Origin of the sequence: Mesorhizobium sp. M0496 (genome assembly GCF_040321205.1) — a bacterium.
Classification (GTDB): Bacteria; Pseudomonadota; Alphaproteobacteria; order Rhizobiales; family Rhizobiaceae; genus Mesorhizobium.
Genome location: NZ_JAMYRC010000005.1, coordinates 20769 through 34273 on the forward strand (window position 1 = coordinate 20769; position 13505 = coordinate 34273).

Below are 13505 nucleotides of genomic sequence, written 5' to 3' on the forward strand. Positions count from 1 at the left end.
CGCGACAGGAATCCGCGAGAAAGAAAAGTCCCAAGCAAACAAAGCGCGGGGGAAGCCGGCGCGGGCTGGTCAGGGTTTTCTCCCTGAGCGGCTCGGAAATGATCTTTCTTAGCCACTGCCTGCTGGTGGTCGCGGCGGTTCGGCTTGGGCTGACGCTGCTGTCCTATAACCATGTTCGCAGCCTGGTGACGCGGCTCGACGCACGTCAGTGCGCTTCAATGGGCGAGTTGCGGCGTGTCGCCTGGGGCGTTGCCGCCGCAGCCCGTTTCGTCCCTTACGCCACGTGCCTGACCCAGGCACTTTCGGGCCAGTACATCCTCGCCCGCCAGGGCAATGCCTCTAAAATACGCATCGGCATCGAACGTGGCACGGGCAAGCAGTTGAAGGCGCATGCCTGGCTGGTCAGCGACAACCATATCGTGCTTGGCGGATCGATCGACGGTTTCGCCTATCTCGTTGATCACGGCAGCCGATGAGCGGCGTCGCCGGAATCTTACTGCGACAGAGGCTCGCACCGGCGGTCGCGGCGGGTGACATCCAGCAGATGCTGGCGCGCATGCGCCATCGTGGCCCTGACGGCAGTTCGTGGTGGCTGGACGCCAGCATCGCGCTTGGCCACGCCTGGCTCAATACGTCAGATGAAGCCGGTCCGGGTCCGCGGACGATGGCCGGCGGCAGGCTCGCCATCACCGCCGATTGCCGGCTGGACAACCGCGACGAGCTGCTGGCCAGGCTCGGCATCCGCGACCAGTCGGTCGCCGACGCGATCGTGCTGATGCGGGCCTATCTGCGCTGGGGCGAAGCCTGCACGGAGCATCTGCAAGGCGATTTCGCCTTCGCCATCTGGGACGGCGAGCGGCAATCGTTGTTTTGCGCCCGCGATCATTTCGGCGTCAAACCGTTCTACTACCACGCGGCGGACCAGCGTTTTTGCTTTGCCTCCGAGATCGGGCCGATCCTTGGTGTCGATGGCGTCGGTGCGCGCGTCAGCGAGCATCAGATTTCCGGATTTCTGGCCGGGCTTCCCGACGACCCGCAGTCTACTCCCTACAGCGATATTTTCAGCCTGCCGGCCCGCCACAGTCTCACCGTCACCGCGCAACAAGTGGTGCTGCGCCGATACTGGCAGATCGAACCGTCGGTGCGGCCCTTGCGGTCCGACGCAGCCGAGGAGTTCGCCCACCTGTTCTCGCAATCGGTGCGCAACCGCATGCGGGGAACTTCCGCGGTCGGCGCGATGCTGAGCGGCGGCCTCGATTCCTCGTCGATCGCCTGTGTCGCCGGCCTGCAGAATGCCGCCGCGGGCAAGCCGAAGCTGCCGACCTTCTCGCTGATCTTCGACAAGGGTTCGCCGATGGACGAGCGGCCCTTCATCGACGCCGTTCTCGACCAGCAGCAGGTCGACGCGACGCTGATCCCGGTCGGCAACTATGCGCCATTCGCCGAATTTGAACGCGTGCTGGAAGAACAGCAAGGAACGTTCCTGGCGCCGGGCCTGACGCTGACACGCGGTATCTATCGGACTGCCGGCGCCAAGGGCATCAAGGTGCTGCTGGACGGCCATGGCGGCGACGAGGTCGTTTCACAAGGCCACGGCCATCTGCATGAGCTTGCCAATGCCGGCAGATGGATGGATTTGTGGCGCGAGGTCCGCAGCGCCTCCAACACTTATGGCGACAGCACGCTTGGCCTGTATTTCCAGTTCCTGGCCCTCTACGGGCCGGCCTGGCGCATCGCCAGGCTGAGATATCTGGCGAACCGTGCCCTGAACAGGATCCGCAAGACGGTGCAGATGCCGCGCGGCTGGCGCGACCTGATCAATCCGGACCTGGCCAGGCGAACCGAGCTTGTCGACCGGTTCCACCGGGCCGGATATATGCCGCCCGGCATCCAGGCCAGCGACGCGCTCAGCCATCGCTGGATCCTGTCAAACGGCTATGTCCCGCATGCTTTCGAGGTTCTCGACAAGGCCGCGGCCAATTTCGGCGTCGAGCCGCGCTACCCCTTCTGGGACAAGCCGCTGGTCGAGTTCTGCCTTGCGCTGCCGGGCGAGGCGAAGCTGAGCCACGGCTTTGGCCGTTATGTGCTGCGCCGCGCCATGCAAGGCGTCCTGCCGGCGGCGGTGCAATGGCGGCGCGACAAGATCGATTTCACCGCCAATCTCGTCAACGGCATGCTGCGCAACCACCGCGACCTCCTGGAACAGCTGCTGGTCTCGGATGCGGGCCGCATTGCGCCCTACGTCAACCTGCCACAGGTGAGTGCTGCCTATGCGCGCCTGCTGCGCCGGCCCGATCAGGCAGCGCCCCTGGATGTCCAGTATGTCTGGCGCTCGGCCTCGCTGTCGCTGTGGCTGCGGCAGCTCCAGCACAGCGGGAGCCACGCATGACGCCGCGCAACGAGCCGCTCACCGCATACAACGGTCACCCCCATCCGCATGGCCGGACTGTACGAGAACGCCGCTTCTACCGGGCTTATGGCATGACCATCGCATCCGAGGTGACGTTGCCGGAGCTGGAGCCGGCGCCGCCGGGAGCGGCGGATGTCGTGATTGCCGTCGGCGCCATCGACATGCCAAAGCCCTCGCCGGAGGCCGCGACCGACTTCCGCTTCGAGCCGCACCGGCAATATCTGACCTGGCATGCTGTCGGTGCGTTCCTGATCAGCGATGACTGCCGCATCGACATAGAACCGGCACCCGGCGTCGACGACACGCTGATCGCGTTTCCGCTGCTCGGCCCGGTCATGGCGCTGCTCTTGCACCGGCGCGGCCTGCTCGTCCTGCATGCCAGCGCCATTGCCGCCGCCGGCACGAGTGCCATCTTCATGGGCGACAAGGGTGCCGGCAAGTCGACGACGGCGAGCGCGATGATCCGGGCCGGACACCAATTGCTTACCGATGACGTAGTAGCGCTCGACCTCGCCAATCCGAGTGAGCCGATGATCGTTCCGGGTTTCCCGCAGATCAAGCTGGCGGCCGACGCGGCGGCGGCGATCTCTCTCGGGGAAGCGGAAGTGCGCCCACAAGTGCATCCGGCGATCGACAAGATGCAGCATCGCCTGAACGGCGGCTTCTCCGGCGACAAGGTGCGGGCAACCAGGATCTATATTCTCGAGCGCGGCGAAAAAGCTGACATCACGCCCTTGCCCGCTATCGCCGCTCTGCCGGCCATCATCAAATTCTCCTATGTGACGCGTTTTGGCCGCGCGGCGCTGCCCAGCGATTTCGCGGCGGTGCATCTGCGTCAATGTTCAGCGATTGCTAACCATATCGGCGTGTGCCGGCTGGAAGTTCCGACGGGTCTCGGCAGGATCGGCGAAGCCGTGGACCTGATCGAAAGGGATCTGGCGGCCGGCAGTCGGCGGCCGTGAGCGCGATCATGTCGAAGTCCTCAATCCTTCGCCTGTCGCTGTTTCGAGAAATTGCCGCATTCGGCGCCGTCATTGCCCAGATCGGCGGGCGGCGAACCTGGACGGCGCTTCTCTTCCTCATCCTGGGCAGCCTGACCGAGGGCATCTCCATCCTGCTGTTGATCCCGCTGCTGCATCTGGTCGGACGCCCCGACCAGGATTTCGCGGTCAGGCTGCCGAACAATGATTTCGTGCACTGGCTGGTGCCGGACGGAACACTGCAGCTGACGACAGTGCTTTGCGCGCTGGTCGGGCTTGTTGCTGTGCAGGCCGCGTTCAACCGCTTCAAGTCGGTCTACATGGCCAAACTTCTGTTCGATTTCATCAACCGCGTTCGACTGAACCTGTTCGAGAGCATCGGCAAGGCGCGCTGGGGCGTTTTCACGCGCATGCGCAGCTCCGATCTCGACCACGCCCTGACCGGCGACATCGACCGCGTCCAGGGGGCTGCTTTCTCGCTGTTGATGCTGGTGCAGATCGCGGTACTTCTGGCCGGCTATCTCATGATCTCCGTGTTCATCTCGCCGGTCATGACGCTGTTTGCCGTCATCATCGGCATCCTGATGTTCGTGGCGCTGCAGCCCTTCCGGACGCGGGCCACCGCCTTTGGCCGGGTGCTGACCGCCAATCGCCAGGATCAGTACCGGACGGTCTCGGAATTTCTCGCCGGCATCAAGGTAGCCAAGAGCCTGAACGTCGAAGCCAGCTATTTCGCGCAACTGCAGTCGACACTGGAAAAGATGAAGGCCGACAATATCGACTATGTGCGCAACAGCACCATCGGCACCGCGGTGTTCCAGGTGGCGAGCGTCGTGGGCTTGAGCCTGTTCATCTATGTGGCGCTGGTCCGCTTCAACCTGTCGCTGGCCGAGATCGTCGTGTTGCTGCTGGTCTTCATGCGCATTGCGCCGCGCTTCATGGACATGCAGACGCAGGCCCAGCAAGTGCTGATCAACCTGCCCGCCTATACGGCGATGCGCAGCATGCAGGCGCGGTTCGACGCCGAACGCGAACCGGATGACGGCGGCGGCATTGCGGAAGGCGGCAAGCTGTCACTCGCCACCGGGCTCAACATCAGGGACGTTTCCTTCGGATATGGCGACGACCCCACCAAGGCGGTGGTCGCCGGCATCACCTTCGGCTTGCCGGCCGGCAAGGTCACCGCCCTGATCGGCCCCTCCGGATCGGGCAAGAGCACGATCGCCGACATGCTGCTTGGCCTGCTCGAGCCTACCGCCGGCAAAATGCTCGTCGACGGCGTCGAGATCGATGCCGGCAATCGCCGCCGCTGGCGCGATCAGGTGGCCTATGTGCCGCAGGACGTGTTTCTGCTGCATGACACGATCGCGGCGAACCTGCGCCTTGCCGCGCCGCAGGCCAGCGATGACGATCTGTGGGCCGCGCTGCGCTCGGCGCACGCCGGCGAGTTCGTCGAACGGCTGGACCTCAAGCTCGAGACGGTGGTCGGCGACCGCGGCGTGCGGTTTTCTGGCGGCGAACGCCAGCGCATCGCGCTTGCGCGCGCGCTGCTGCGCAAGCCGTCGCTGCTCATTCTCGACGAAGCCACCAGCGCGCTCGACTGGCAGAACCAGTCGCTGATCGCCAGGTCGATCGACGGATTGCGCGGCACGATGACGATCCTGACCATTGCGCACCGGCCGTCGATGATCGCCTTCGCCGACTGGGTGGTGGCGATGGAAAACGGCCGTATCGTCGAGGTCGGCCAATACCAGCGGCTGAAGGAAAAAACCGGCAGCCGGTTGTCGAGGATGCTGTCGGGGGAACAGTCGGAGACCCAACCCGCCAACGTGGCGTGAGGCCGGCGAGCCTCCGGCCAGCTAGTGCAGGCCGCGCCTGGCGCTGCCCAGCTTCTCGCCTTCGGCGACCTCTGGCGCATTCAGCTTTCGCTCGGCGTCACGAGCCATGTCTGCCGGCGTCGGCGCGCTCCTGGCGATCATGGCATAGACGAGCACGAAATAGCCCGCCTGAATGACGACGGCGCAGATGATCACGCGCACCACTATTGTGCCTATCGACGCGCCGCCCAGCCAGGACCAGCCGACCACGATAGCCAGAGCGAAAATCATCCCGAGGATGAATTTTGGAAGCGCCATACCCAACAGCCCATAAACCGGCTCGGGTACATATAACGATTGCCCCACCCGAGCGCCGTCCCTTGTCATGTGGGCTTGTTAAAGGTCGCCCACTCTCGGCCGGTTGCTTCCGGCCTTTTCTACCTGTCGCCACTCTGACAGATATAATTTGCAATTCTATTAAGGCGAGCAATAGGCGGCAAGGGCAACTCCGAATATTTTTCATTGGGTTTTTGCGATCGACTCCGCCATGGTGCAATGCACGCAACGGGATTTAAGCCGATCTCCGGCCTTCAGCGCTTTTCAGTAAGATAGACAATATTAAGTAGTATTTTACATGGTTTTGTCCAAGCATCACCGCGAGCTAAAGCACTAATGTGTACCATGCCTTGGCAACTAGGTAGGCTTGCCTAAAAACCGCCCTAAAAATGTCCGTATTTTTTCGACGATGCCCATTTCTTGTCACAAATGTGCTAAATATGCCGAAATTTGTGCATGTCTAGCTTATTATTTAGTCAATTCATGACGCGACTATTTCAACGGGGTGGGAAATTGTGTGTTGCGCTGCAACATTTTTTTGGTATCTTGCCGCGAACCATTCGTTCAACGCATGGAGTTTACGGCATGAGGGACGTTGCCAAGTCGGCCACCGCGGGCTTTTCGCAGGCTGACATCGATTTTCCGCCGCCGATCGGCGGCCTGCTCAAACGCAGCTTCGATATCGCCGGTTCACTGATCGGCTTGATCGCTCTCAGCCCGCTGTTTGTCATGATCGCGCTGCTCGTCAAGTTTTCCGACGGCGGCTCGATTTTCTACGGCCACAGGCGAATCGGGCGCGGCGGGCGGATTTTTCCATGCCTGAAGTTCCGCACCATGGTTCCGGACGGCGACAAGGTACTGGCAGCCTATCTCGCCACCAACCCGGACGCCAATGCGGAATGGATTGCGACCCGCAAGCTGAAGAACGACCCGCGTGTCACCCGTGTCGGAGCGGTGCTGAGGAAACTCAGCCTCGATGAACTGCCCCAGATCATCAACATCCTGCAGGGCGACATGAGCCTTGTCGGCCCTCGTCCGGTTGTACGCGACGAACTGGAGATCTATGGCACATCCGCCGTCTATTACCTGAAATCCCGCCCAGGCCTGACCGGCCTGTGGCAGGTCAGCGGCCGCAACGATGTGTCCTATGACAGCCGCGTCGCCTTCGACCGCCACTATGTCGAGAACTGGTCGCTGTTCGAGGACGTTCGCATCATCATCAAGACCGTCCCGGCCGTCTGGATGTCGCGCGGCTCTTACTGACCGGCCGGAGGCCAATACCAGACACTGGGACAAGCATTCGACGGCAAGCTCATCGGGCGATGGGGCTAAAGCGGATCGGAACGTTCAGTTGAAGACAGATATGTTCGAAGCCTTTCGCAGCGGCCCGGTTTCCGGCCGCCTGCGGCGGGCGCGTTTATTGGCCACATGCCTTGCCGTGTCGCTCGTCGTCCCCCACATCGCCGCCGCCGGCGATTACCGCCTCGGGTCGCAGGACAAGCTCACCATCCGCGTTGCCGAATGGCAGACCGTGGAAGGCACCTTTCGTGACTGGTCGGCGGTGAATGGCGAGTACACGGTCGGCCCATCGGGCACGCTGTCGGTGCCGTTCGCCGGCGAGTTGCCGGCATCCGGCAAGACCACGTCCGAAATCGCAGCGGCGATCAGCGAGGCGCTGCAGCGTAAGCTCGCCCTATCGGACAAGCCCGAGGCCTCTGTCGAAATGGCGCAGTTCCGGCCATTCTACATTTCGGGCGAAGTGCAGAACCCCGGCCAATTTCCTTATGTGCCCGACCTGACAGTGCTGAAGGCGATCAGCGTCGCCGGCGGCATCAGGCGCAGCGCCGATTATGGCCCCCAACTCGGCAAGGACCTGGTCACCGCCAAGGGCAATTTCGATATCTCCGACGACCTGCGCATTCGGCTGATCGTCAAGCGCGCCCGCATCGACGCGGATATGGCCGGCAAGACGAGTTTCGATGTGCCTAAGGAGGTCGAGGGCGACCCCAGACTGCCAGCCATCGTCGCCGACGAGATGACGATCCTGACGTCCGACCAAAGGGCGTTGAAGCTGAAACTCGAGGCGCTCGACGATCTGAAAGGGGTTTTGCAGTCCGAGATCGAATCGCTGCAGAAGAAGATCGTCAACCAGCAGCAGCAGGTCGACCTGGCACAGCAGCAACTCACCAGCATCGGCCCGCTGGCTCAGAAAGGCCTGATCGCCAACGCCCGACTGTTGGATTCGCGGCAGTCCGTCGCCGACCTGCAGGGCAAGATCCTGGACTACGAAACGGCCATCCTCACCGCCAAGCAGTCGATCAGCAAGGCGACGCAGGACGCCATCGATGCCCAGAACACCTTGAGTTCAAGTCTCGCCACCGACCGGCAGCAGACCGAAGCCGACCTGAACGAGGCGGCGCTGAAGGCGAATATGCAGAAAGGCCTGATAGCCCAGGCCAGCGATCCCGCGACGACGGCCGCTATGACAAATGATCAGCAGCCCACCCTCCTCTATTCGCTGGTGCGCAACGTCGACGGCAAGACCAGCGAAATCGCCGCGAAGGAAGAGACGCTGGTGCTGCCTGGCGACGTGATCAAGGTCAAACTGGCGCCGCTGGCCAGCCAGTAGGCTCGCGAACCCCGGCATCATTCAGTGTTTCGATCCGTCCCGGCAAGGGATAGATTTTTTTGTCTAAAGCGCGGCGCGTTGAAGCGGATTCAGTCGACGGGCTTTAGGCTTTGTTTTTTATGCACGTCGTTGCCGGAGCCACTTTTGGGCGACATGCATTAGGCGTCACGCAAGCCGGGCGGAGGCTTCCCGTGCTCTGGCCTCAGCCCGCGAGTTGATAGGTCATGACGGATCGGCGGCCGCCGGACGGCCGGCATGCCGGGGCCAGTCAGCTTCTCCCCTGGCCTCCGCCTGCTCCAGGACCTGCGACCGCCGCGTGCGGGTAACGGGCAGCCGCGCCAGCTTGAAGAAGCTGAAATACATCAGGAACGAGCCCATGATGTAGGGGTTAAGTATCTCGACCTCGACGAAGGAGCGGATCAGCAGCAGCACCATCACGCCGAAGAGGATCACCGAATCCGCCTGCCATGTCCTGAAGATCACCGCCGAAACATGGCCGTAGAGCGTGCGCAGCATGATCAGCGATACCAGTGTCGCTCCGACGAAGCCGAGTTCGACGAGAGCCTCGATATAGGTATTGTGAAAGTGGAAGCCGGTGCGGGTGGTGATGTAGAATTCGTTCCAAAGCCGCTCGGCTTCGGCGAAGCCCTGCACCCAATAGGCGGCATAGCCAACACCGAGAATCGGCGATTTCTGCACGGCATTCCAGCCCTGCTCCCACAGATAGGTCCGCCCGGTGAGCGTCGAATCCTTGCCGAAGAGGCCGAGGACGAAGTCCATCAGCCCGAGATTCAAGGCGACAAAGGCAACGACGACCAGCAGGCCGGCGCCGATCAGGAAAATCACCCGGCGGTAGCGGCGTGACAGAAGTTTGCTCATCGCTAGAAGCGCCACCAGCGCCAGAACCGCCGGTATCGAGGCCATCGAGGTCGCCGAATGCGAGACGACCAACACATAGGCCGACAGCAGCACGATAGGCACCGCCAGGAGGAAGCTCAGCCGGCCGCGCCTGTAAAAGGCAAGGAAGACGGCGCAGAAATAGATGCCGAGCGAACCGACAAAGCCGATCTGGTTCTTGGAGGCGAAGGCGCCGACGAAGTTGACGGTGCCGTCGAGAACGTCCTCGGAATAGTTCGCGACCTTCAGCGAATAGAGCAGGACGACGAATATCCCGATCAGGGCACCGATCGTCAACGTGCGCACGCTGACGGTGCGCGCAGCGACGTAGGCGCAGGCTATATGGGAAAAATACTGGATGGCCGTTCTCACCGTGACGCCGGGCGCCTGCGACCAGAAGACGGAGGAGCAGACATAGGCGGCAAACAGCAGCGGCAGCCAGGCGCTGGACAGCTGGCGCAGGAACCGCCGGTAATCGACCAGGATGAGCGGAAGCCAAACCGCATAGTAGGCGAGGATCAGCACCTGGCCGAAAATGACGGAGTAGGAAAACGCCCAGATCGAGACGGCTACGGCAAAGGCGCCATAGACCGAGTTCCTCTCGGGATCGACCAGCAGGGACTTTGGTATCTTCATCTCAGAGTCCCGCCGACACGACCCACGGCCGGCAAGCCATGAGCCGGCCGGAATTTTCGCAAACATGGGCGTGCAATAAACGGCGTCTCCATTGTGCAGTGCAATATAACCTATCGCGCCCGGCGCTCAATGGCAAATCCGGTCACCTTGTCTTACAGCCTGTGCGAAACGCGGAGGGTGGGCGCTACCACAGTGCTCCGCCGGTGATCTGTATGTTTTCCATGGTGATGCCCTTGGCCAGATCAGAGCACAGGAAGACCGCCAGTGCCGCGATCTCCTGCGGCTGCAGCATGCGCTGCTGCGGATTGCCCCTGGCGATTTCGGCCATCGCATCTTCTGGCGTGCGCCCCTTGCCCTCACGCTCGACGACCTGCGCCACATTGCGGCGCATCAGCTCGGTCTCGACCCAGGTCGGGCTGATCATGACGCAGGTGACGCCGTGCGCCGCACCTTCCAGCGCCACGCAGCGGGTCAGGCCGAGAAGACCGGCCTTGGAAGCACAGTAGGCAGGGTTGTCCTTCCAGCCGACCGAGGCCGCCGTCGAGCCGATGTTGACGATGCGGCCCCAGCCGCGCTCGATCATGCCCGGCAGCACGGCACGCGTGACGCGGAAGGCGCCGGTCAGGTTGGTGTCGACGATCTTGTCCCACAACGCGTCGGAATGGCCGCAGACCGGTTGCTCGGCGGTGGTGCCGGCGGCGTTGACCAGAATGTCGGCCGGTCCGATGGCCGCTTCGGCGTCCGCCGCGAAACGGTTGGTGACGTCGCTGTCGCGCACGTCGAGATGGGCGGCGTGGACCTTGGTGCCATGGACGGCAAGGGCTGAACGCACACGCTCGATCTCGTCCGCGCCGGGATAGTAGGCGGCATCGGATCTGTCAGCGCCGGCGGGCGCGATGTAGGAGCCGACGGCGACATTGGCGCCGGCTTCGGCCATTGCCGTCGCAATGGCAAAGCCCATGCCTGAAAACCCACCGGTGATGATGGCCCCGCGGCCCGAAAGGTTCTTCATGGCGCGTGGTCTCCGCTCTGTTCCGGGTAGGCAATCAGGCCTGGCCGGATTTGGCAATCACACTCGAAGGCAGCGACAACCATTCATGTTCCCTGCAGCGGCTTGCCCAGCCATTCGCGGTAAAAGCCTTCGAGGTCGGGTTCGAAATCATGCACGATGGGATAGCCGGGTGCGGCCGCTTCCACCTCGTGCAGCGTGCCGCACTCAGGGCAGATGAACTCGCGGATTTCCATCCATTCGGGATCGGGAAGATCGCTGTTGGGATAGATTTCACGCAGCGCCTCCTCGGTGTTGCGGACATGAATAGCAGCGTTGAGCTTCCAGTTCTTGCGATAGTCGCCGAAGGAATGGCCGCACTCGCAACGAGTGATCCGCTCATCGCCGCTCTGGCAGATGAACAGGTGATCCGAGACCGGCAGCAGGATCGGATCCTTCCAGGCAACACGGTCCTGATAGACGGCGACCATCTTGAAGAAGCGGTCGTCGTCCTTGTAGGCGCTCATAATGCGCCGGGTTTGCGGCCAGGGCAGCTGGCCGGCTGCCAGATCGCGGATAACTTCCTTGCTGTACGAGGTCATGGCTTAGCTCCCGGCATGAAGATCGATCTGGCGTCGACGTTCCAGAACTCACTGAAATCCCTAGTGAAGCGCGAGGACAGCTTGATCGCGCTGGCGTACATTTTCTTCACTTCCGGGGCGAAGTCGGCCTTCTCGACACGGCCACGCTCTGAGGCGATCCAGTCGGCTACCGGGATCGCCTTGGCCAGGCGCTGCTTGCGCATGGCGGCACGGCGCTTCGCCGTGGCATCGATGTCGGCAACGGGATAGCCGTCTTCATCGTCCTTCAGCACGATGCCGAAAACCTGGTCCGCCGCTTCGCGGGTGAGAAAACCGTTCTCGACGTCCCATGCCGTCTTGATTGGATCGCGCTCGAGCACGTCGCCGTAACCGCCGCCGCCATTGTAGGAATGGCTGAAGATGTCGCCTTCCTTGTGCGGCGCGGTGATATAGGGACCCTCGACCACGACATGGTCGCCGCCGATGTTTCGCTCGTAATCCGAGACATGCGGGTCGATGCCGGGCGCATGCGCCAGCGGCTCGCCTTTTGCCGCCAGTTCATGGATGTTGGAGCTGCGCACCGCGCGATGCTTCTGGCAGGTCGGCGCCGGATAGCCGCCGCACATGCCGCCATTGTCGAATACCCTGGAAGAGTGCTCCGAAGTATGAAGCCGCAGATGCGACGTCTTGTTGATCAGCCAGGTCGAGACGAAGGAACAGCCGCCGCGATATTTGCCGGCGCCACCCGAGTTTGGCACGATCGAGCGGCCGATATAGACCATCGGCATCGACTGTTCCCAGACCTCGATGTTGCCCATGTCGGATTCCGGGTTCCAGCCTACATAGGCAGTGTCGAGACCATCCTTGATGGCGAGCGCGCCGGAGCCGGCTGCGGCGCATTCGAAATGCGCCATGCCGAAGGGCGTGCCGTACTGGCTCTCGCCACCCATCTCGATCATCGGGCTGTTGACCTGGCCGATAAAGGCCTCCTCGACATAGCCGCGCGCCACGAAGCTGCGCGACAGCAACCGCTGGAAGACGCCATAGGCCGGCAGCAGGAGTGCCCATGAGGTGGCCGTGGCCACCATCTCATTGTCGGGGTTGGTCCAGGTGCCGTGCGGCAGTTTCAGTTCGGTCGCCATCCAGGCGCCGTCATTGACCAAGCCTTCGAAATTCATGTGCTGGGTCAGCGTGACGAACATGCCGCCATCCATGCCGGCCGGCGTGCAGTTCATCGAATGGTAGCCCCAGGGCTGCGTGCCTTCGAAGTCCATGGTGATCTTGCCGTCTGATGTGATCTCCATCTCGATCGGGATGTTGTAGAGCCAGTCGGGATCGCCGAGCAGCTGGAAGCCGGGCTTTCCCGCCGTGACGTGGCCGTAGAAAGTGTGGCCGCGATAAATGCCGGGAACGGTGAGCTGGCGGGTGCGGGCGAGCTGGGCGCGGCGGCCCTCCTCGATGAACTCCTTCGACACCTTCATCCAGTAGTCGAGGCCGATCTCGGAGATCAACTGCTTGACGCTTTCGCGCATGTCGATGCAGGAGGCGACCTTGGCCTTCTCGTCGAGCACCCAGTAGATCGGCATGCGCAGATTGCGCTCGCAGCGGATGACGTAGTCGCGGCGGATCTCGTCATTCTCGCCGATCTTCTCGGCGCAGACGAACAGGCCTTCGGTGAAGCGCTCCTGCGCGAGACAGACGTCGCCGCCGGGCGTGATGCCGCCGGCTTCCAGCTCGTGGCAGACGGCACCCGCCCAGCCGACCAGCGTACCTTCATGGAAGATCGGCACCACGTCCATCACGTCGGGCACCTGCACGGTGCCGATGAAGGCATCGTTGTTGGCGAAGATGTCGCCTTCGCGGATGCGCGGGTTTTCCTCGTAATTGTTCTTGATCATCCATTTGATGAAGCGGCTCATCGTATGGACATGCACCATGATCCCGTTGGAGAGCGCGATGGCGTCGCCCTCGGGCGTGTAGATGGCGACAACCATTTCGCCGACCTCGCGCACGCCGGGCGAGGCCGAAATGCGGCGCGCCATTTCGCGTGCCGAGACGCAATAGGCACGCAGCTTGGTGTGCAGCGTCTCGAATTTCAGCGGATCGTGGTTGCGCAGCGTGAGTTCCGTGAGGCCGTCATAGCAGCCGGTCTCTTCCATTAGCCGCTCGGAATCGAGCAGTCTTTCGCGAAGGCGCAGGGCCGAAGCAGGTTTGTCCAACATGGCGGTGCC

At 62.5% G+C, this 13505-nt stretch carries 11 protein-coding genes; 6 read left to right on the forward strand and 5 right to left on the reverse strand.

All coding sequences use genetic code 11. The annotated features are described in order from the left end of the window. The first annotated feature begins 98 nt into the window (after positions 1 to 98). The 4 genes from NKI73_RS07165 to NKI73_RS07180 are packed head-to-tail and all read left to right on the forward strand — an operon-like array spanning position 99 to position 5228. A complete protein-coding gene (locus NKI73_RS07165) occupies positions 99 to 476 on the forward strand; it encodes a lasso peptide biosynthesis B2 protein (protein WP_352628166.1) in 378 nt (125 codons plus the stop codon). Next, complete coding sequence (locus tag NKI73_RS07170; RefSeq protein WP_352628168.1) at positions 473 to 2389, forward strand: lasso peptide isopeptide bond-forming cyclase; 1917 nt, start codon at positions 473 to 475, stop codon at positions 2387 to 2389. Before NKI73_RS07165 ends, NKI73_RS07170 begins: the two co-directional genes overlap by 4 nt. Continuing rightward, complete coding sequence (locus NKI73_RS07175; RefSeq protein WP_352628169.1) at positions 2386 to 3372, forward strand: phosphoenolpyruvate carboxykinase (ATP); 987 nt, start codon at positions 2386 to 2388, stop codon at positions 3370 to 3372. Before NKI73_RS07170 ends, NKI73_RS07175 begins: the two co-directional genes overlap by 4 nt. 8 nt (positions 3373 to 3380) lie before the next feature. Beyond that, entirely contained in the window at positions 3381 to 5228 is a 1848-nt protein-coding gene (locus NKI73_RS07180) for an ABC transporter ATP-binding protein (RefSeq protein WP_352628170.1), read from the forward strand. 21 nt (positions 5229 to 5249) lie between these two features. On the opposite strand, the gene NKI73_RS07185 is transcribed toward NKI73_RS07180, so the two are convergent. Then, positions 5250 to 5525, reverse strand: a complete 276-nt coding sequence (locus NKI73_RS07185) for an exopolysaccharide production repressor protein (RefSeq protein ID WP_352628172.1) — start codon at positions 5523 to 5525, stop codon at positions 5250 to 5252. A 603-nt stretch (positions 5526 to 6128) separates the two neighbouring features. Between NKI73_RS07185 and NKI73_RS07190 the strand changes: the two genes are divergently transcribed. Together NKI73_RS07190 and NKI73_RS07195 are read left to right on the forward strand one after the other, a co-directional pair. Next, the gene (locus NKI73_RS07190) at positions 6129 to 6806 is read left to right on the forward strand and encodes a sugar transferase (protein ID WP_352628173.1); all 678 of its coding nucleotides are present in this window, start codon (positions 6129 to 6131) and stop codon (positions 6804 to 6806) included. A gap of 100 nt (positions 6807 to 6906) precedes the next feature. Next, on the forward strand, positions 6907 to 8172 hold the full coding sequence (locus NKI73_RS07195; RefSeq protein ID WP_352628174.1) for a polysaccharide biosynthesis/export family protein: 1266 nt from the start codon (positions 6907 to 6909) through the stop codon (positions 8170 to 8172). A 222-nt stretch (positions 8173 to 8394) separates the two neighbouring features. On the opposite strand, the gene NKI73_RS07200 is transcribed toward NKI73_RS07195, so the two are convergent. From NKI73_RS07200 to NKI73_RS07215, 4 genes are all read right to left on the reverse strand, one after another. Then, positions 8395 to 9705 carry an O-antigen ligase family protein gene (locus NKI73_RS07200; protein ID WP_352628175.1) on the reverse strand — a complete coding sequence of 437 codons (1311 nt, stop codon included), beginning with the start codon at positions 9703 to 9705 and terminating at the stop codon, positions 8395 to 8397. 184 nt (positions 9706 to 9889) lie between these two features. Then, positions 9890 to 10717, reverse strand: coding sequence for an SDR family NAD(P)-dependent oxidoreductase (locus tag NKI73_RS07205; protein ID WP_352628176.1), 828 nt, complete (start codon positions 10715 to 10717; stop codon positions 9890 to 9892). Between the two features lie 83 nt (positions 10718 to 10800). After that, positions 10801 to 11295, reverse strand: coding sequence for an acetone carboxylase subunit gamma (locus tag NKI73_RS07210; RefSeq protein WP_352628177.1), 495 nt, complete (start codon positions 11293 to 11295; stop codon positions 10801 to 10803). Next, positions 11292 to 13496, reverse strand: coding sequence for a hydantoinase B/oxoprolinase family protein (locus NKI73_RS07215; RefSeq protein ID WP_352628178.1), 2205 nt, complete (start codon positions 13494 to 13496; stop codon positions 11292 to 11294). Before NKI73_RS07215 ends, NKI73_RS07210 begins: the two co-directional genes overlap by 4 nt. Positions 13497 to 13505 lie beyond the last annotated feature (9 nt).